Annotated in this window: 20 protein-coding genes; 5 read left to right on the top strand and 15 right to left on the bottom strand. The window is 40.4% G+C overall.

Annotation, left to right across the window (positions count from 1 at the left end):
* Positions 1 to 53 precede the first annotated feature (53 nt).
* From MKY20_RS17970 to MKY20_RS17955, 4 genes are all read right to left on the bottom strand, one after another.
* A complete protein-coding gene (locus MKY20_RS17970) occupies positions 54 to 863 on the bottom strand; it encodes an endonuclease I family protein (RefSeq protein ID WP_251175499.1) in 810 nt (269 codons plus the stop codon).
* On the bottom strand, positions 860 to 1,825 hold the full coding sequence (locus MKY20_RS17965) for a S8 family peptidase (protein ID WP_251175498.1): 966 nt from the start codon (positions 1,823 to 1,825) through the stop codon (positions 860 to 862). The genes MKY20_RS17970 and MKY20_RS17965 overlap by 4 nt, the downstream gene beginning before the upstream one ends.
* Before the next feature lie 199 nt (positions 1,826 to 2,024).
* Positions 2,025 to 2,537, bottom strand: coding sequence for a mismatch-specific DNA-glycosylase (locus tag MKY20_RS17960; RefSeq protein ID WP_019379935.1), 513 nt, complete (start codon positions 2,535 to 2,537; stop codon positions 2,025 to 2,027).
* Between the two features lie 100 nt (positions 2,538 to 2,637).
* Entirely contained in the window at positions 2,638 to 3,075 is a 438-nt protein-coding gene (locus tag MKY20_RS17955) for a peptidylprolyl isomerase (RefSeq protein WP_019379934.1), read from the bottom strand.
* Positions 3,076 to 3,239: 164 nt separating this feature from the next.
* On the opposite strand from MKY20_RS17955, the gene MKY20_RS17950 reads away from it, so the two are divergent.
* Complete coding sequence (locus tag MKY20_RS17950; protein WP_251175497.1) at positions 3,240 to 3,896, top strand: MtnX-like HAD-IB family phosphatase; 657 nt, start codon at positions 3,240 to 3,242, stop codon at positions 3,894 to 3,896.
* A gap of 346 nt (positions 3,897 to 4,242) precedes the next feature.
* Here the strand turns inward: MKY20_RS17950 and MKY20_RS17945 are convergent, their stop codons facing one another.
* The 5 genes from MKY20_RS17945 to MKY20_RS17925 all read right to left on the bottom strand — a co-directional run bounded on the left by MKY20_RS17945 (position 4,243) and on the right by MKY20_RS17925 (position 10,814).
* Entirely contained in the window at positions 4,243 to 4,767 is a 525-nt protein-coding gene (locus MKY20_RS17945) for an HD domain-containing protein (RefSeq protein ID WP_009334606.1), read from the bottom strand.
* 21 nt (positions 4,768 to 4,788) lie between these two features.
* A complete protein-coding gene (locus MKY20_RS17940) occupies positions 4,789 to 4,983 on the bottom strand; it encodes a hypothetical protein (protein ID WP_071159139.1) in 195 nt (64 codons plus the stop codon).
* Between the two features lie 177 nt (positions 4,984 to 5,160).
* Positions 5,161 to 7,239 carry a transglycosylase domain-containing protein gene (locus MKY20_RS17935; RefSeq protein WP_009334604.1) on the bottom strand — a complete coding sequence of 693 codons (2,079 nt, stop codon included), beginning with the start codon at positions 7,237 to 7,239 and terminating at the stop codon, positions 5,161 to 5,163.
* Positions 7,240 to 7,370: 131 nt separating this feature from the next.
* On the bottom strand, positions 7,371 to 8,345 hold the full coding sequence (locus MKY20_RS17930) for a ring-cleaving dioxygenase (RefSeq protein WP_019379884.1): 975 nt from the start codon (positions 8,343 to 8,345) through the stop codon (positions 7,371 to 7,373).
* Positions 8,346 to 8,576: 231 nt separating this feature from the next.
* Positions 8,577 to 10,814, bottom strand: a complete 2,238-nt coding sequence (locus MKY20_RS17925; RefSeq protein ID WP_251175496.1) for an AAA domain-containing protein — start codon at positions 10,812 to 10,814, stop codon at positions 8,577 to 8,579.
* A 179-nt stretch (positions 10,815 to 10,993) separates the two neighbouring features.
* Here MKY20_RS17925 and MKY20_RS17920 point away from each other — a divergent pair, with 179 nt between their 5' ends.
* On the top strand, positions 10,994 to 11,167 hold the full coding sequence (locus MKY20_RS17920) for a hypothetical protein (RefSeq protein ID WP_019379882.1): 174 nt from the start codon (positions 10,994 to 10,996) through the stop codon (positions 11,165 to 11,167).
* A 6-nt stretch (positions 11,168 to 11,173) separates the two neighbouring features.
* Here the strand turns inward: MKY20_RS17920 and MKY20_RS17915 are convergent, their stop codons facing one another.
* From MKY20_RS17915 to MKY20_RS17900, 4 genes are all read right to left on the bottom strand, one after another.
* A complete protein-coding gene (locus tag MKY20_RS17915; protein WP_019379881.1) occupies positions 11,174 to 12,436 on the bottom strand; it encodes a glycosyl hydrolase family 18 protein in 1,263 nt (420 codons plus the stop codon).
* A gap of 223 nt (positions 12,437 to 12,659) precedes the next feature.
* Positions 12,660 to 13,346: a hypothetical protein gene (locus MKY20_RS17910; RefSeq protein ID WP_009334599.1), complete on the bottom strand. Its 687-nt coding sequence runs from the start codon at positions 13,344 to 13,346 to the stop codon at positions 12,660 to 12,662.
* A 152-nt stretch (positions 13,347 to 13,498) separates the two neighbouring features.
* On the bottom strand, positions 13,499 to 14,077 hold the full coding sequence (locus MKY20_RS17905; protein ID WP_009334598.1) for a TerD family protein: 579 nt from the start codon (positions 14,075 to 14,077) through the stop codon (positions 13,499 to 13,501).
* A gap of 116 nt (positions 14,078 to 14,193) precedes the next feature.
* Positions 14,194 to 14,775, bottom strand: coding sequence for a TerD family protein (locus tag MKY20_RS17900; RefSeq protein WP_009334597.1), 582 nt, complete (start codon positions 14,773 to 14,775; stop codon positions 14,194 to 14,196).
* A gap of 246 nt (positions 14,776 to 15,021) precedes the next feature.
* On the opposite strand from MKY20_RS17900, the gene MKY20_RS17895 reads away from it, so the two are divergent.
* Both MKY20_RS17895 and MKY20_RS17890 read left to right on the top strand, forming a co-directional pair.
* Positions 15,022 to 15,951: a 3'-5' exonuclease gene (locus MKY20_RS17895; RefSeq protein ID WP_251175495.1), complete on the top strand. Its 930-nt coding sequence runs from the start codon at positions 15,022 to 15,024 to the stop codon at positions 15,949 to 15,951.
* Between the two features lie 150 nt (positions 15,952 to 16,101).
* A complete protein-coding gene (locus MKY20_RS17890; RefSeq protein ID WP_019379880.1) occupies positions 16,102 to 17,004 on the top strand; it encodes an aldo/keto reductase in 903 nt (300 codons plus the stop codon).
* A gap of 50 nt (positions 17,005 to 17,054) precedes the next feature.
* Here MKY20_RS17890 and MKY20_RS17885 read toward each other — a convergent pair whose 3' ends face one another.
* Positions 17,055 to 17,543: a hypothetical protein gene (locus MKY20_RS17885; RefSeq protein WP_019379879.1), complete on the bottom strand. Its 489-nt coding sequence runs from the start codon at positions 17,541 to 17,543 to the stop codon at positions 17,055 to 17,057.
* A gap of 292 nt (positions 17,544 to 17,835) precedes the next feature.
* Between MKY20_RS17885 and MKY20_RS17880 the strand changes: the two genes are divergently transcribed.
* A complete protein-coding gene (locus tag MKY20_RS17880) occupies positions 17,836 to 18,873 on the top strand; it encodes a hypothetical protein (RefSeq protein ID WP_251175493.1) in 1,038 nt (345 codons plus the stop codon).
* A 40-nt stretch (positions 18,874 to 18,913) separates the two neighbouring features.
* Here the strand turns inward: MKY20_RS17880 and MKY20_RS17875 are convergent, their stop codons facing one another.
* Entirely contained in the window at positions 18,914 to 19,864 is a 951-nt protein-coding gene (locus MKY20_RS17875; RefSeq protein WP_009334592.1) for a LysM peptidoglycan-binding and 3D domain-containing protein, read from the bottom strand.
* Between the last annotated feature and the right edge of the window lie 238 nt (positions 19,865 to 20,102).

The following is a 20,102-nucleotide window of genomic DNA, read 5'->3' as shown; positions in this document are numbered from 1 at the left end:
TTTTATTTTATATTATAAAACAAACCCGCCTGAGTTTCAGGCGGGCTCTCTTATTATCCTAACATTTTCTTAGCATGTTCCGGAAAATCAATAAATGGGTTGCGGTTTCCCTGGAGTTCTTGAATGGCAGCGTTTCTATGCTTTTCATATACAGTCACTGGATATTCTGCATGCCATCTCAGTAAAATCTGCATATCCATCTTTTCTTCGATTTTAATTACTTTTTTATATCTGACAGCAAAATAGAATACTGCTCTTGCGGCAATACCCTTTCCATATTCAGGCTCAAACTTTTCCTGTTCTGCCATTCCGCATCCGTTCCTGATACTCTCAGCCTCGAAATCCGGAGCATAGGTTTCAAAATCAAAGTAGGGGAAGTTGCTTCTCATACTGTTGCATGCCGGTTCACAGGCAAACAGGTGATGGAGATCCCCTCTCATTGGCTGCCTTTCCTCAAACCAGGATTGTGGAACGACATGTTCGGTATTAAAAATTACTCTTTCAATGCTGCTATAGCCGCTTTCCTGAATCGACTGCAGAAGCTTGAGATCCTGGTCAATGGCTTTAAGCGGGTCCATCCCTTTCCCGGAATATAAACTTTTTAGCTTGAGATTTTCCTGCAGATCCACCCATGGATATACATACTGGTGGGGTGAGTAATCCAATTGCCGGTTATGGGTACGAACCACCAGAGTATGGATTTGTTCTGGGATGTCTTCTTTTTCTAAATCAAGGGTGCTGTAGTAATCCTCCAGATTGATTTTATCCTTCTGAGCATCGTAATAGGGTTCATTCTGAGCATTTTCAATATACTTTGACTGAGCCTCTGCCCATGCGGCTGAAATATTGTTCACTTTAATCATATAGCATTATGGACCATGGATTTGAATTTTTGGACAAAGATCCCGGCTAAATGCTCAGGTACGGTTAAATAAACAAGACCGTTTCCTTCCAGTTTAGGCGAATTGCCTAATGGAACTGTCCTTCTGATTAATTGTGCATATAGTTCTGGTTCTGAAAGCTTTCTTTCAAATTGCTTGTTTGCTAAATCTTTGATTAGGGCCAGCGCACCTGAAACGTGTGGTGCTGCCATTGAAGTGCCGCTAAGCGTTGCGTATTTCCCGTTTAAGAAGGTAGATAATATCTCTTCACCAGGTGCCACCAAATCAATTTCATTATGTGAGTTTGTAAATTCGGAAGAATCCCTCTCAAGGTTTACAGCACCCACACTAATCACCTCATTGTAGCAGCCAGGATAAGCAAACTCGTCTGTAGAATCGTCCCCATCCCCTTCATTTCCTGCTGCGCAGACGACAAGGATATTCTTTTTAACAGCCGCTTTTATCGCATCATGCAGTTCAGGAACATCGGCTGGTCCGCCAAGTGACATGGAAATGATATCAGCATTTTGTTCGATGGCATAATGAATGCCATTGATGATCCATTCATATTGGCCGGAACCATCCTTATTTAAGACCTTCACAATAAGGAGATCTGCTTCAGGAGCTACCCCAATGACACCAGCATCGTTTTCATGCGCAGCGATAGTTCCAGCAACATGTGTGCCGTGGCCATTATAGTCTTTGAAAATATTTGGATCGCTGTTATCGTCATCTGTAAAATTCCGTCCTCCTGTTATTCGATCCTTCAGATCAGCATGGCTTAGGTCGCATCCGGTGTCCAAAACAGCAATTTTAATTCCTTTTCCTTTTGTTTCGTTCCACATTTTTGGCGCCTGTATTAAATCCACGCCTTTTGGAACTTCCAAAACTTCCTCTTCCTGACGAATCACCTTAAAAGGAATAACACGAACATATTGCTCCATTTCTTTCCCTCCTTAAGAGATTAAATTGAAGCTGGTTCTTGCTGTTGAATCTATTTTAACAATTCTGAATATTAATTAACAGTACCGTTGGTAGGGGAAATTACTAGAATAATGTTTGTGAAAAAGGAAGAATGTGTGCTATTTGCCCTATGAAATGGCATTAGGCTGACCAGGCGGCAAACCATTCAAGTAACTGGTTTTATATGAGAGTTTTTAATAGCTTCGGAATCTCCGCATAGATTTGAATGATTTCATCCATTTTCATTCGGACCAGTCCAGAAGACGAAGGAGCAGCAAAATCAATTGTTCCGGGAACCACAGATTCCTCCTGTACTCCCCATGGCAGCTTCTTTTTGCGGCTGTATTCCTGATATACTCCTTTTCCAACAAAGCAAATGACTTTTGGCTTAAGTTCAACTACTTTTTTAATCAGTTCTTCTCTGCCTTCTTTATATTCTTCCTTTGTTATTTCGTCCGCTGCTTTAGTTGGCCTGGAAACAATATTTGTCATCCCATATCCCAGATCCAATAATTTATAGTCCTCCGCTGCGCTGTATCTTCTGGGAGTTAACCCCGATTCATGGAGAATTTTCCAAAACCGGTTATTAGGATTTGCAAAATGATGACCTGTTTCTCCTGAACGGATACTCGGATTGAAGCCGACAAAAAGCAAATCAAGATTTTCTTTTAAATGATCTTTTATAGGCTCCATATAATCATCCTTTCATTATTGGCAAGGTACTTTTATATTATATAAAATCACCTGGGTATAAAACAAAAAAGAGCCATTTCGGCTCTTTTTGCTGAACTATTTATCCTTCAAAAATTTCAACTTTCTCCATAACATCGCCATTTCTCATCGCTTTGACTGCTTCAATGCCTGAAGTTACTTTTCCAAAAACAGTGTGAACACCGTTTAGATGAGGCTGTGGCTCATGAACGATAAAGAACTGGCTTCCGCCTGTATCGCGGCCCGCGTGTGCCATAGATAGTGAACCTTCTTCATGCTTATGAGGGTTGCCTTCTGTTTCACATTTGATTGTATATCCAGGTCCGCCAGTTCCTGTTCCATTAGGGCAGCCTCCTTGGCTTACAAACCCAGGAATTACACGATGGAAAGACAAACCATTATAAAAGCCTTCGTTCGCAAGCTTTTTGAAATTTTCAACTGTCCCTGGTGCCGCTTCAGGATATAGTTCAAATTCAACCTTTTCACCGTTTTTCATTAATATGTATCCTTTTTCTGCCATACTAATCATCTCCTTATGTAAAAATCAAATTAATAATACCATTAATCTCTCCAGGAATAAAATTAAAAGACGTTTTTTCACTGATTGAAAATAAATAACAAAGGGTAAAGTTAAAATAGCATAGCAGCATAAAAAGCAGAAATGTCTTATTGGAGGTTTATAGAATGAAAAAGTGGGCTTTTGTCTCAGATTTTGACGGAACAATATCAAAAAGAGACTTCTATTTGATTATGATGGATAAATATTTTCCGGAGGGGCGCAAGCTGATGCCCAAATGGAAGGCTGGGGAGATAAAGGATATCGACTTTTTGAATAAAGTCTTCACTTCCATCAATCAGGATGAAGAACAAATTATAAACGATATTTATTCAATAGAAATTGATGAATATGTACCTGACTTTATCAAAAAGGTTCAGCAGAACGGCGGAGATTTTTATATTTTGAGTGCTGGCACAGACTATTATATTTATCACCTATTAAAAAAATATGGAGTGGAACATGTAAAGGTTTTTTCGAATGAAGGGCATTATCATGAGAAGAATGTGCACATGAATATAGATGAGAATCATCAGCATTACTCTGAAAGATATGGCATTGATAAATCGAAGGTCATTCAGGACTTAAAGAAGGAATATGAAACTGTGTTTTTTATTGGGGACAGTGAACCGGATTCCCACCCGGCGGAGTATGCTGACATTACTTTTGCCAAAAATGGGCTTCAGGATCTTCTTCGGAAAAAAGACATAGCATTTGTGCCGGTAGAAGAATTTAGAGAAGTGGAAAATTATTTAAAGGAAAAAGGCATATTGCCAAATCCATAATCTTCACGCCAGGGCAAATCCGCTTTTATTGCCCTGGCATGTTTGTATGTACTTAACCAAATAGCTCCAAGAATAATATTAGGATAAATATGATAAATGCATAAAATGAGAGATGCAGAAATACAGTTGTTAATTTAAATTTGATTTCTTCCACATTAAATGACTGTTGTCTTCGAGTCCTTGCTCTCACTGCCGCAACACCATCCCTGGACATAATAATATTGATAATCGGATTATTTCTATCATAAATTATATTTCTTCATGAAATAGGCGCTTCCCTTCAAAAAATAACAGTTCATAAGTAACGGATTTCCTGGGGAAGCGCATAACATGACAGAAATTTAGGTTATTCTTCTTTTTTCTTAAGGTAATCATCAATCTTATTATCGAGTATTTCGAGGCTTTTCATAGCCCGCCCAAAATCGAGTTCACGATAATGATGCGCTCCTCCGGGTTCTTCATCTTTTTCATCTGCCAATTTGACTATGGATTGCAGCGGAGTTCTTACAACCTCACCGCCAGGCAGAAATGAATCCGTGTGAAAAAGGATGGCTAAGGCTATTTCTTTAGCTTTAATCGGGTTTTCTCCAAGCCTGATTAGGAGTTTGTGTGCCCGCTCAGCACCTTTAATGGCATGAATGTCATTCAGCCGGTAAAGGTCGTAATCCCACTTTCCATTTTTGTACCAGGTATAATGGCCAATGTCATGCATGAAACCTGCTTTAGCCGCAGAATCAACGTCTTCTCCGGATTCTTGTGCGAGCTGGAAAGCATGATAGGCAACTGCAATAGCATGAGCGATGCCGGAGCGTGTAATATATTTCTGTGCGATCCGATGCTGATATATGTCGGTTAGTTTTACATCTCTCATGTAATCCCCCTCCAATCAGGATTAAAATTTCTTATTGAGCTTTTTTTGCTTATTCATTACTTCATATGATTTTTCAATAATATCTGTTAAAACGTCGCCTTTATAAATCCTGCCGAGTTTCGTGTTTTCCTGATAATAATCAACAATTTCATCGAGCATATTTGAAGTCTCTCTTGTTATGCGGACGTTAAGCTGAATACGGGTTTCTCCACTCATTTGAATCCTCCTAGCCATTAATATCTGAAAGCTAGCAACGCGCTAGCATATGCTGTCGTTTTGTTAGTGTGTGCTATAAATATTTAGATTACACTGTTTTCCTGAATTATTCCAGTATAAAGTTTACTTGAGGCACAAAAAGAGAGAATGGCTATTTTGGCCATTCTCTCTTTTCTTTTAATTGCTGAATTGATCCCATTTGTCTTTCAGGTATCTGCCGAATTCCTCAAGTTCCTGCTTGCCTTCGCTCAATTTTTCCTTCCAAATGGGAAGATCCTCCCTCAATTTGCCTTCAAATTTTTCGGCCTGTTCTTTAATGGTTTGTCCAATTTCCTCTGTTAATTCCTTTTTTTCCAGCTTTTCATTTATCGATTTAGTAGTAAATTCCTCTTCCTGCATATATGGCAGGCTTGATTCCATAATCGCTCTAAATACAGGTACTGCTGTTTCAGAGCTGCTTTTTGACAGATAATGTTCCCTGTCAGTCTGGTCATACCCCAGCCAAACGGCGCCAACCAAATTCGGCGTATAGCCAACAAACCACTGATCTTTCGTTCCGTTAATGTCTTTATATGGGAGCTGGGTTGATCCCGTTTTTCCGGCAATTTGAACTCCTTCTATCTTTGTTGCGCTTCCTGTACCCGTTTCAACCACATTTAACAGCATGGAAGTCATTTGATTCGATACTGTTTTTGTCGTAACCTTAACTGTTTCTTTGTCGCGTTCGGCAATGATGCTGCCTGTTGGGCCTACTATTTTCGTAATTAAATGGGCATCCTGCCGCTTTCCGCCATTTGGAAATGCAGCATATGCTTCTGCCATCTTTAAGGGTGAGACGCCTTTTCTCATCCCGCCTAAGGCAATCCCTAAATATTCATCTTCTTTTTCAAGCGGTATGCCGAACCTGTCAAGTGCATCCAGACCTTTATCAAGTCCAATTTCATTAAGGAGCCAAACCGCTGGGACATTGATAGAGTCTTCCACAGCTTTATACATGGACACTTCGCCCGCGTATTGTCCGGATGCATTAGCTGGTGTGTAATCTCCATATGTCACTTTTTCATCTTTAAGCATGGATGTTGGTGAGTAGCCTTCTTCAAGTGCTGGTGTGTAGACAGCTAGTGGCTTAAGTGTTGATCCAGGCTGGGCCTTGATGTGTGTGGCCCTGTTGAATCCTCTGAATACATGTTCACCTCTGCCTCCGACAAGCCCTCTGACACCCCCTGAAGCAGGATCAAGAAGGACAGCTCCACTCTGGACGATCTCTCCGTTCATTCCTGGAGGGAAGATTGAGTCCTTTTCATAAACATTTTCCAGGCTTGATTGCAGATTTTGATCCATTTCCGTATATATTTTGTATCCTCTAGTAAAGATTTCTTCCTGGGTTAATCCGTACTTATTTATAGCTTCATCCAGTACGGCATCAACATAGTAGGGGTATTTTCTTTCTTGCTTGCTTCGTGTCCCTTCCTTTAATTGGATCTTTTCATTTACAGCGTCCTTATACTCTTCGGCTGAAATCATCTTGTGCTCTTTCATCTTTCCAAGTACAACATTTCTTCTTTTCATTGCCCGTTCGTAATGATTGTAAGGATCGAGCGCAGAAGGCGATTGGAGCAGCCCTGCAAGCAGTGCGCTTTCGCTTATGCTCAGTTCCTTTGGGGTTTTGCTGAAATATTTATTGGATGCTTGTTCGATTCCCCATGAACCGCTTCCGAAGTATACCTGATTTAAATACATTTGCAGGATTTCATCTTTTTTATAATTTTTTTCGATTTCTACGGCCAGAAACAGCTCTTCAGCTTTTCGCTTATACGTCTGTTCAGGGGAAAGCAAAGCATTTTTGGCCAGCTGCTGAGTAATCGTACTTCCCCCGCCCGTTATGCCACCAGCAAATAAATTGCCAAAAAAGGCTCTGGCAATTCCTTTAATATCAAATCCGTTATGCTTATAAAAGCGTTCATCTTCAATCGCAATTACGGCATTGCCTACATGATCCGGCAATTCTTCAATATTTGCACCCTCTGCCCTATTCTCGGCAAGTCCTGCAGCAGCATCGCCATCTTTATCGTAAATAACAGTTGACTGCCTTAAACCTTCTTTTAAGGTCTCCACGTTTGCTGTAGCTGCCAGAAATGCAAAAAATAGAATGGTTAAAAGTATTATTGTTAGTGTTAAAAGAAGCAGGATTTGTGTCAGGTGTTTTTTTCGCCAAAACCCAGCAAAAGCTTCTTTGAAACGCTGAAATTTTTCCATGATGACTCCTTCTCTATTCTTTAAGTTCCATTATTATATCCCCTTATTATATATTAAACGAACAAACTCCATAAAAAGTTTCAACTTCAAAAGGAAGGGACGAACACTTTTGTTCATCCCTAAACACTATTCTATTCACTTTTCGTGTCCAGTGGTGTAATCTTTGCCTCGATTTCCTCCCGGCTGTCTTCAATATATGGGGGTAGTGCCAGCTTTTCTCCCAATTGCTCGAAAGGTTCATCTGCTTCGAATCCAGGTCCGTCTGTTGCCAGTTCAAAAAGAATACCGTTTGGTTCCCGGAAATATAAAGATTTGAAATAATACCTCTCCACAAAACCGGAGCTTGCAATCCGTAATTCTTTCAGTTTTCGTACCCAGTTTCTTAATTCATCTTCATTTTCCACCCGAAAAGCAACATGGTGGACACTTCCGCGGCCTGGACGCTGCTTGGGCAAGTCATGGCTTTCTTTAATATGAATTTCTGCCCCGTTTCCTCCTTCACCGGTTTCAAATACAACTACAGTATCTTCATCCAAAGAATATTCTCCTATTCTCCGATATTCCATTACTTCTGTAAGCAGATTTGCGGTGGGTCCGAGTTCAGAGACGGTGAGCATTACGGGTCCAAGCCCGATTATACCGTGGTTTGGAGGAACAGCAGCTCGATCCCATGGCTTCCCGCCTTTTACTCCTTTATTATTTTGATCGGAAATCAGGGCCAAACGCTGCCCTTCGAAATCTTCAAAGAACAGCATCTTCTTTCCGTTTGCTTCTCTTATTTCTCCATGTAAAACTTCTTGTTCTGATAGTCTCTTTTTCCAATAAAGAAGCGATTCATCAGATGGCACACGCAGAAATGTACAAGTTATACTGTCAGTCCCCCTGTAAGTGCGGCCAGCATTTTTGATTTCAAAAAACGTTAAGTCAGTGCCAGGGTTACCCCTTTCATCCGCATAAAATAAATGATACATCGTGGTATCATCCTGGTTTACTGTCTTCTTAACAAGCCGCATTCCAAGGATTCTGGTGAAAAATTCATAGTTCTTCTGAGCATTGGCTGTTATGGCAGAGACATGATGCTGGCCTTTTAATGGTTTCATATTCATATGATCACAACCCTAATCAATGTATTTTAGGTATATTTTGATTGAACAATGAAAGGAATGCAACGGAAGAGCACAAAAAACTCTTGTTTCTTTTATAGAATAATGCTATATTAGTAAAGCGATGAGCTAATTGCATAAGACGACTGACAAGCCTAACTGGCAATGCACTATGTGGAGTGCAGTCGGGTCGCCGCAATACGTATAAAAAGACGCCTCTCTGGGGCGTCTTTTTTATTTTAATTGAGATGTAAGATACGAGCATACAGCTGTTGATTGAAGCCTTGCAGCTACATATGGGGGCCGTGCGCTATTATGGCTCTCTGCCGGCATGCCCAGCCACAAAATATGTCCGTCAATTATGACGCAGGGAAATGGAATGCCGTTTGGCAATATTTCATCAGGAGCAGCGGAAGGGATAGAATGCTCGGCAAGCATGGTAAGCTTCGTTTGCGGAGGCCTCCCTGAAAGTGCCTGACCCCACTCATTCCCCAGTTCCTTGCCATCAGGCAGGGAAATAATAATCTCCTTTTTAGCTTTAGAAATATCCTCAAACACTTTTTCCAGCTTTCTTGCATGCACCCATTGGAGGCGTGGATGCTGATTTTTGATCCATCTGCCAATCTGATCAGGATGAATGGCCTGTCCATTGTGCAGCTGGTGGTCTGCCAGCTTCCGCCACGTTTTGTTTTTAAATACGTTGTTGTGTATAAATTCCAAATCGCAAATATGAATAAATTTCCCCTTGGTTCTAGTTATGGCAACATTCAATAATCTTTCGCTTTCTTTCCCGATTAATAGCATTCCAGCTCTCTCATGGGTCGGAGCATCTACAGAGTCAAAAATCATGACATCCCGTTCACTTCCCTGAAAACGGTGAACTGTTGCAGCGATAATATCAGCTGCAGACCTTTCCTGCTCGTATAGCTCACCCAGAAGCTGTTCCATTAATAATGCCTGTGCCCGATACGGGGTGACATAACCTATGGACCTGCTTCCTCCTGTATAAGCTTCATGTATTAACTGAAATCCCAGCAAAAGATCCCATAAATTGATTCTTGAATTCGAACTGCCATCTTTCATGCCATATTCACCTGATCCGGCTGTATTGAGCAGGATCGAGGCTTTGGCGGGAAAAGGCGTGCAGGCAGCGATATCAGCTCTTGCAGCCAAAACATCCGGATGGTCACCAACAAGAGAATGATAGATATGTTTATTCGAAAATGCTGAAATGTCCGGGTGCATACGGCGCTGCTCTTTTAATAGAAAAAGGTGCGGATGCAAGTGTCCATCCTTAACTGCGTCTGACACGCCAGAGTGATGAAAGATATCCTCCCTTAGCCATTTTTCGGACAATTTATGTCTTGATGCAGCAATAGGAGGAAGCTGTTTGAAATCCCCGCAAATGATGACTCTTTTGCCAAGTGAAGCTGCAAAGGCAGCCTGTGGAACATAAGCCATGCTGGCTTCATCGATGATGACTAAATCAAAATTTTTCTCGTAAATTGACGGATCACTTGCGGCTTTTGCCAGTGTTGTTCCAATAATAGAAGCATTTTTTACAAACTCTATTTCTTTTTGCCTGATCTTTTCAAGTACTCCAGATAGCTTCTTTTCTATTTCAATAAGATGGTCGGAATCTCTCTTGCTGAAGGATCGGGATAAATCCTGTTTAAGCAGGCGGCGTTCCTCAAATAGAGCAGCTTTTTGCTCCGAGAGATTTGTATGCTGCTTATTTAAAAGATATTCGGCTGTTAATGAATGATGATCGAATAGTGCTGGACCGACTTGTGACCCGTAACGAAGCAGATCTCCATCAGGAATTTTTCGTTTGCATGATGCAAAGGATGAAATTTCTGCCATTAGGACATCTATTGCCTGATTTGAGTGGGCCAGAATGAGAACACTTTGTCCTTTAAAGTATTTGTTAGCGGCCACACGTGCCAGTGTATAGGTTTTTCCTGTGCCTGGCGGTCCCCAGACATAAGTGGCTGGATTGTACTTAGAACGCAAAATCAATTCATGGGCACCAGTCTTTACCTTATCGGCAGGGTGCTTTGGTGGCATGGAAGGATTCATCAATTTTTTTATCCTATTTCTTTTTCTTTTACTGTCTTTTATGTCCTCTAAGCGCTGAAAAAGCTGATCCAATAGCTCCCAGGGATCATGAAGCAAATATGCTTCCGATAGCTCGATTCCAATATCCTCTTCTAATGCCACTATGACATTATTTCCTTCCGCAGATAGGACTCTTCCTTCCACTCTCTTTCTTCCCCATTCGATTTTTATGGACGATCCAGTTGGAATTTTAATGGCAGAAAGTGTATCAAAAAAATAGGTATATGCATCTGATTTTGAAAGCTGCCGTCCATTTATTATTAAGTAGCGGGAACTCCCATATTTTTTTAAATGTAAGATCTCAGCCTGGATGGCTTTTTGCCACTCTCTTATAAAGCCAAGTGTTGATGTCATTTTGTATCTTCCTTTGTTCACTATGGTATTCAATTAGACTAATATATCATTTACTTGGCGATATGCAAAAAAAATAATGGAACCTGAATGATTCCATTAACATCAATAGGGTTAATTCCACAAAAGTATGAGATAATGTGTTAATAACACTTTATATGTGTAAAGAAAGAGGGATCAGTGTGAAGCGCAGAAATAAGTTTGAGCATAATGATATTGTTATTCTGATTGACACGGGAGAGAAAGTTACGATCAACAAAACCTGTTATGTGGCGAAAATGAAGAAATACACATATACGATTAAAGAAAAACCAAAAATGTTTTATTTTGAAGAAGAAATGAAGGAGCTTCTTTAAAAAGGGCTATAGAATAGTAAAATTTTTATCCGCAAATGCCCAGTTCTGAGGAAATCGCAAGCTTAATTGCCAGTATGTCATCCCTAAAAGATTATACTGGTCAATTAATTTATATTTTTCAGTAATGCTGCGGATATCTTCAAACCAGACTACATGTTCTTCTTCTCCGTTCCAATATCGGAACCATGGGGATGCTGCATAAGCATCGAATTGAATAACTGCTCCTCTGCTTAGTGCTAAATTCTGAATGGCTTGCATGGAAAATGAGCGGGTTAGATTATCCGCAGTTCTCCAGTCATATCCATATAACGGCAAAGCTATTTGCAGTTTTTTCGGGTCAATCTGGGTGATCGAATATTGAATGACTTCTTCAACCCACCATAGTGGAGCGACGGGATTAGGAGGACCAGTGGGATAACCATAGTCCATGGTCATGACTGCAACAATATCGGCGCCCTCCCCAATTGCTTTATAATCATATGCCCCTATTATCCGGTTTGCCGGGAGATCTTCTGTCTTAGCATGTACATTGACATGAAGCACTTTTGGACCTAAGGCATTTTTTAATTCTCTAATGAATGAATTGAAATCCTGGCGCCTTGGCGGCGGGATAAATTCAAAATCCAGGCTGATGCCTCCATAACCTTTTTGAGTGACAAAATTCATCAGGCTTAAGATTAAGTTCCTCCTATTTGCCGGACTTTCAAGCACCCCGCCAATCAGTTCTGCATTAAATTCACCTTGTGCAAGATTTCTGATCATCAGCAGCGGAATGACATCCAGCCGGCGGCTTTCTGCCAATATGGCTGAATCGTCAAGTTCAATATATGCGTAACCTTCCCTTGTTAAAGAATAGGCAGAAATGGCGATGTAGGTTAAGTTCTTTGCTGTTTCCCTGAAAGCGGGTAAAAAAGTATCAGGAGAATACGGGACTATGAACCCTAATGTTTTCATGACTAATCTGCTTGGTGATGGAATATTTAACTTCTGCCCGATATATAGACCCTCCGGCCTTATTTCCGGGTTTGCTGACAGGATAAGATTAATTGTAGTTTGAAAACGCTGGGAAATGCTCCATAATGTATCTCCCGGCTTTACCAGATAAGACCTGATAACTGGTCCGCTTTCAGGAATGTACAGCGCTAAACCAGGGATGATACCAGGTCCGTTCTCAAGGCCATTAGCCGTTCTTATATCCAGGGTAGGAACATTATACTTTTGAGAAATGGCCCAAAGGCTATCGCCTGCCTGAACGATATGAATCCCCATGATGCACCTCTTTTCACCTGCTTTTAATCAGTTTATGGGGGAGTCAAGCCTGATTAGTACCAACAGAGAAATACAGTCAATTGTAAAATTTTAAAAGATTTTTATTAGGGGAGTGATTCGGTGCTGGCTGAAGGGTGAACGAGTTTTTTCTTTTTCTGCTGATGACAAAAACAAGTGGCTTCAAGAATTCTTGATAGCCACTTGTTCATTTCGGTATGAATAATTACTGATAATCAGCCTCATGCCCGCTCAGGGAATCCATGTGGCTGGCGATCATGGCAATGATTGTGCTTGCCTCTTCTTTGCTGAAGATAAAGTGATCTTCATCTTTGATCATTTCTTCGTCATCTGTCCAAATGCGGTTAACCCTGCGAAGGACTCCATCACCGGTTTCCTGGACCACTCCAAACTGATAGGATACCTCCACTTCGTCTTCCTTGAAAAAGGCAGTTACTTCAGGAGTTTCCCACTCTACATCTACTTCTTCAAAGATATCATCTTCGCCATCAAGGTCATATTCGTCGTCAATGTCGAAATCTTCCTCTTCTGAAACATATATTTCTTCATCATCTTCAAATGCAAAATGATCTTCATCCTCGCCATTCATATAATCGTGAAGGCTTTCGTGGACTGTATCGATTATGTCTTCAATATCAAAAAGCATGGTTTTAGAAGTATGTCCCAGCTCAAAATCAAAGTCTTCTACATAGAATTCTTCATTATGCGGATCAAAGAATAGAGTGCAAAAATACTCTCTGTCATTATCACTGGTTTCAATAAAAAACTCCATTCTGGGATGCTTGGCACCCCGGTCAATCGACATATGGCCAATCTGATCATATTTACTGCAAATCGATTCAAGATGGTCCTGCAACTCACCGCTTACCCTGTCAAACCATTCAAGTGACATACTGCATCCCTTCCTCTCAAGGTTTTTCTCACACCTATTTTGCCCATTCGCAATTTTTTAAGTATGGGATTAATAACCATCAGCATTGGCTGAGGGTTCTCACTTGACAAACAAAATAGGCACCCAAACCATTTGGGTGCCATGAAGGAAAATTAAACCTGCAGTCCATAGTTGCGGCAAAGAGCTGCCAAGCCGCCTGAGAAGCCGCTGCCAATGGCATTGAACTTCCAGTCATTCCCGTGGCGGTATAATTCACAGAAAACGACTGCTGTTTCAATTGAAAAATCTTCTCCTAGATCAAAACGCAGCAGCTCCTGATTATTGGATTCATCCACTAATCTTACGAATGCATTGGAAACCTGGCCGAAATTTTGCTGCCTTAATTCTGCATCATGAATAGTTACAGTTATGCCAATACGATGAACATGTGAAGGTATTTTGGTAAAGTCGACAACAAGCTGCTCATCGTCTCCGTCTCCTTCACCTGTACGATTGTCTCCTGTATGTATAACTGCTCCGCTTGGATGCTGCAGATTATTATAGAAAATAAAATCATGGTCATTTACACATTTACTGGTTTCATCTGCAAGAAATGCAGATGCGTCAAGGTCAAAATCATGACCGCCGCTATATTTGTTCGTGTCCCAGCCCAGCCCGATAATGGCTCTAGTCAGGCCAGGATTTGTTTTAGTCAGATCAATTCTTTGACCTTTTGATAATTGTATACCCAAGATCATCACTCCTTCATAACACAGGTCCTTTTTTTAGGCAGGTCATCAATATGAGGGGAATACACCCTAAAGAGAAAGCCAGGGAAAAGCTGCTGCTCTGCCTGGAATAATGGAAGTTAACCTACCTGCAAACCGAAGTCTGTCGCAATACGGGCAAGTCCTCCCTGATAGCCTGAACCCACGGCAGAAAATTTCCATTCGCCATTATGACGGTATAATTCTCCTACAACAATGGCAGTTTCAATGGAGAAATCTTCTCCTAAATCATAACGGATTAATTCTTCATTTGTTTCTTCATTAATGATTCTTACAAATGCATTTGAGACCTGACCAAAGTTTTGACCGCGGCCTTCCCCATCATGGATCGTAATGACAAAAGAAATCTTCTCAATGGAGGCAGGAACAGCACTAAGGTTAACTTTAACCTGCTCGTCATCGCCATCGCCCTCACCTGTTCTGTTATCACCTGTATGCAGGACTGAGCCATCGCCGCCTTCAAGCTGGTTGTAGAAAATAAAATCTTTATCAGATGCACACTTGCCATTTGCATCTAATAAAAACACACTGGCATCGAGGTCGAAATCCAAGCCACCATCATATTTATTCGTATCCCAGCCGAGTCCTACTATTACTTTAGACAACCCGGGGTTAGTTTTTGTTAAATCAATTTTTTGCCCTTTCGATAAAGAAATACCCATCCTTCATCCATCCTTTCAAGTTCAATAATTTTTAGAGAAATCGCTATCATATTTGCGACTGAAAACTATGTACCCTTTAAGTGTAAACGTTTCAAAAGAAATCGTAAACCGATTTGCCATTGCACTGGGAAAAAAGTTTCATTCCTGCCAAATATCTTGATGGATAATTCTGTTCCTTCCTTTTTTGCCCGTCATTCTTTATAATATCTTGTTGGATAGCTGGATATTATAAAGGGGGGAAGGCGTATGGCCGAGCTAAAACAGCTGATATTCTTTGATTTTGAAATGCTATGCAGCAAAAATGGTATGCTTTTTGAAGATATGGAAGCCATTCGCCTTGGTGCTGTAAAAGTTGAACTTGAAACAGGTAAGGTAACTGGATTTGACAGGTTCATTCGTCCGCAGCAGGACTCGCCGCTTAGCCCATTCTGCAAAGAATTGACGGGGATATCCGATTCTGATTTAAAAACAGCAGATGACTTTTCTGAGGTGTTTAAAGATTTTCTCTTTTGGGTCGGCGGAGTTAAAAAAGCAAGATTCTATTCCTGGTCGACCAGTGACATCTTAAGATTAAAAGCCGATGCTTTCAGGCATAATCTTCCCCAAGCTACGATTGATAAGATTACCAAAAGATATGTCGATTTTCAGGCTATTTTCACAAAAAGAGCTTCCCGGACTGCAGCTTCAGTGGAAAAAGCATTGTCTTTCTATGACCTTTCTTTTATTGGAGAACCCCATCATCCCATGTATGACGCCTATAATACTTTACGGATATATCAGTCATTTGAAGAACAGAATGTAAAGACCGATTTCATTATGCTGCAGCAGTTTATATTTCAGGAAGCTGAACTTCCTCCTATTGAAAGGCTCAGCCAGGAACTTAAGAATATTTTCCAAAAAGACTTGATAGAATTCTATTCCCATTTAAATGATGCTTTTCGTATGAAAGATGCTTGGAAATTGATAAAGAAAACTAAAAAGCTTGTTGAAAAATATGAGAATATCCTTCTCAGCCGGTCAGGCGTTTTTGATAAAGAATTGATTTCCAATGTTGAGGAATTAACCACTTTTTATCACGAACTTCAAACAGCTTATAGAGAGCATTGTTCATACCCATCAAAAATTATGATTCTGCATGAACAAATGGTTGAACCGCTGCAGAAAATATGCGGATAAAAATGAGGTGACAAAACAGTTGCCTCTTATTTTTATGCCTCTAATTTATGATGATCCAGCACCCTTTGCAATGCCGAAGAACGTTTAACTTGGTATTCTTTGCATTTTCAGAGATAATAACAGTGCGAAAAAAATTGGGAGATGATACTTTTGGATAGAGTGCAGATGGCAGAGGATCTGTCGTTTTCAAGAATCGTACATGGTCTATGGAGACTGGCTGAATGGAAATTATCAGATGAAGAATTAATCACCTTAATAGAAAAGTGTTTGGAGCTGGGAATAACGACATTTGATCATGCCGATATATATGGCAGCTATACATGTGAAAGCCTGTTTGGAAGGGCTCTTGAGAAAAAGCCGGAGCTCCGCAAAAAAATGGAGATTGTAACGAAATGCGGGATTGTACTCCAGTCACCAAATCGCCCTGAGCATAAATCCCATCATTACAATACAGGAAAAAAACATATTATTGCTTCGGTTGAGAAATCTTTGCAAAATCTGAGAACAGATTACATAGATACCCTGCTCATTCATCGTCCTGATCCTTTTATGGATCCGGAAGAAGTTGCTGAGGCATTTTCAGTTTTAAAGGCTGCTGGTAAGGTAAAGCATTTTGGGGTATCCAATTTTAAACGCCATCAGTTTACGATGCTTCAGTCATATCTTGATATGGATCTGATTACAAATCAAATTGAACTTTCTGCCTATCATCTGGAGAACTATGAGGATGGCACATTAAATCTGTGCATGGAAAAAAGAATCGCACCGATGGCCTGGTCCCCTTTGGCTGGCGGGAAAATTTTCAGCGGTACTGAAGAAAAACCGGAACGCCTTAAAGCGGCATTACATAAAGTCGCAGAGGAAATCGGGGCAAGTGATATTGATGAAGTTTTATTTGCTTGGCTCTTAAATCATCCTGCCCGAATCATGCCAATTGTCGGGTCCGGCAAGATTGAAAGAATTGAACGTGCAGCCGGTTCATTGTCTTACAAACTTAACAGGGATCAGTGGTTTGAGATTTTTCAAAGTTCAATGGGGCATGATGTGCCTTAATATATACAAACAGCCCTATTCAAAATCGAATAGGGCTGTTTGCTGGGCATTTATTGGAAAACGCTGTTAAAAGCTGGAGCAGATAGTTCCACTTCTTCAAAAACTTTAGTCATTGAATTGATATATTCCTCTTTAAATGGCTCTGCTTCCGACATATCCTGGGATCCTGCTTTTACCAGCTCAGCTTTTTTAGCATAGTATTGAGAAAGGCTATCAACCGCCGCCTCAATATCCTTAGTGTAGTCTGTTAATTCTTCTGGTACAGACACGGCTTTCGCTTCCTTTTCAAAAGCTGCAGCTGCTTCAGCTGGATCCTGACCTTCAGCGGTCAAGTTTGCATCTGTGTTTCGAATTACCTTTGTCACTTCTCCCTGATAGCTTAAAAGAGCTGAGCGCACTTCTTTGCCTTCATCAGCGGCCTCAGTCGTCTCAGCTGTGGCCTCTTCCTTTTCATCCCCTTTAGAAGCCTCTTCGTTTGAGCATGCTCCAAGCATTAATGTCAGTGCAGCTGCTGAAATCAAGAAAGATAATTTCTTCATGTGATGGTCCTCTCTTTCTTTTTGTTTTAGAGGTAGTTTTGGTTGACTCCCTATGTATTCAGATCCATGACATCGCCTGCCAATTTACTGACAATTAATAATTTACCTATTTTTTCAATTTTTTGCAACACTTTTTACTACGATTTGCGAAATTTCGTGGAATCGGGACCCTCATGCTCACTATGCTTATCAGCATCAAATTTGAATTGTTCAGGTTTTATAGGATAGTGCCCATCCCTCTCAAAAGGGCTGGCATAGGCTATTATAAAAGTTAAAACTGAGGAGTGTTCCTATGGCCAAACAATCAAATGCGGATGGAAACCCTAAGCTTTATCTAAGCCATTCTGACACTGTTTCCAATCAGGGTACTTATCGGCTGAACTTTCTCCAGGAAGTACTGAAAGAACAGCAAACTGTTAATACCCGTATATCCGAAACATATGAAAATATGAAAAATCAGCTCGATGATTCCTTTTCTGACTTGAGTAAACTTGTAAAAAAAGCAGCTGGAAAACAAAATTATCATATTGAGCATTTGACAGCTAAGCTTGAAAAGCAGGATGCTTTTTTAATAAGTTTTATGGAAATGATGAACAAGTGCGAAAAGGAAAATGATACTTTGAATAAAAGGCTGGCTGCACTGGAGGAACTAAATAAAGCAATAATGGAAACTCTTGAAAATGAAGAGCAGGTAAATCAGAAGATACTAGAACAAGTATCATTCCAGGAAGCGGCAACTCAGGCACTTTCCCGGAAGTTTGATAAATTTGACGCTTTTACTGAGGAAGCTGTTTCAAATTTTAAAGCTCAGGAAGAACTGAAAGAAGAATTAAGCAAAAAGCTTGATGTTCAGGAAGTATTTCATAATACAGTAATGGAACGTTTAGAACAGCAGTTCTCTGCATTTTCGGAGGAAAAAGCTGAGAATTATGGAATACAGGAGCAAATAAAAGAAGAAATAAATAAAAACTTTGGTTTACAGGAAGTTTATCATAATAAGGTTATAGAACGTCTAGAGCAGCAGTTTGCAGCATTTTCAGAGGAAGCTGAGAAAAAGTTAAATACACAGGAGCAAATGAAAGAAGAATTAAACAAGAAGCTTGGTGTACAGGAACAGGCCAGCAAGTCGATAATGGAACGCTTAAACCGGCAGGAAGCAATCACAGAAAAAATCAGCAGGCAATTAGACAATCTTAAATCGGTTGTTTACGAGCGGGCCTCTCACCTTTCTGAACGATTTGAAAAAAGCTTTAAACAGCTGGCAAAACCAGTCCATAGTTTCTTTGTAAATCAGGAGGAAAAAGCAAGAGGAAGTAATGATAAAGAGTAAAGAAAAGAAGGCACCCAAAAAGGTGCCTTCTTTTCTAGTATTAATCTAGAATTGTAACTTTAACTGTTTTTCTGCCGAAATTGATTGCGTCTTCCTGAGATGGCATGAAGATATCGATCTTGTTGCCTTTAATGGCTCCGCCAGTATCACCTGCTACAGCATTACCATAACCTTCAACATGGACTTTAGTTCCCAGTGGTATCACATTAGGATCCACAGAGATTACTTTTTGATCCGGATTCTCTTTTAAATTGATTCCTGTAGCAGTAATTCCTGAGCAGCCTTCACAATCGGCTGTGTAGGCTGTTGCTTCCATATTCAGCACATTTTGAGCTGTTTCATTATTTGCAGTTTCAGCGGGTGCTTCTGCTTCAGCTTCGGCAGCAGGCTTGGATTCCGCTTCAGCCTTGGCCGGCTCTGTTGCAGGCTTAGCTTCCGCAGCAGGTTTCGCAGGCTCTGGTTCTGGATTTGACTTTGCTTGTGGCTTTGCTTCTGGCGCCGGCTGTGCAGCTTTTTCAGCTGGCTGTGTTTCTTTTGCTACAGTCTGTTCAGACTTTTGCACAGGAGCTGAAACCGTTTTTGCAGGTTTAGCTGATGTTGATGGAGCCTCAGCAACTGCAGCGTTAACAGCTTTAGCATTCGGGTAAAGGATTAATTCATTGTCAGGCAGAATTAAATCAGAGCTTAAGTTGTTCCATTCTTTGATTGCCTCTGCTGTGACGTTATGTTCTCTTGCTATATCCCAAAGAGTATCGCCTTTTGATACTATGTATTTCTTTTCCGGATATACATTAAGTACATCTTCTGGATGGATGATATGAGAAGACAACCCATTCCATTCTTTTATCATATCAACTGGTGTATTATATGTTTGGGAAAAATCCCAAAGAGTATCGCCTTTTTTGACTGTCACTTCTTCTGCTTGTACATTAGCACCTGCTGTTCCGGTGATTGCCGCAGCAGCTACAAAAGATAAAATTGATTTTTTCATGTTGTTAAAACCTCCCGTATAGCTCGTTTTTAGCTAACGGGATTAATAATAACATGGAATCTTTACTAAAAAAGAACAAACAGATAATAATCCCGTTACGCACATAACAGAACGATAACAAACATATTTCAGAGAAAAGGGCACTATAAAGCCAAATTCATGTTTTTCCTTGATATCATGGGAATCTCTCCAATGTTATGATATTTTTCCTATATATTGGAAAATCAATTATTAAACA

Origin of the sequence: Cytobacillus sp. FSL W8-0315 (genome assembly GCF_038002905.1) — a bacterium.
GTDB lineage: Bacteria > Bacillota > Bacilli > Bacillales > Cytobacillaceae > Cytobacillus > Cytobacillus pseudoceanisediminis.
This window is presented reverse-complemented; position numbering and strand designations above follow the sequence as displayed.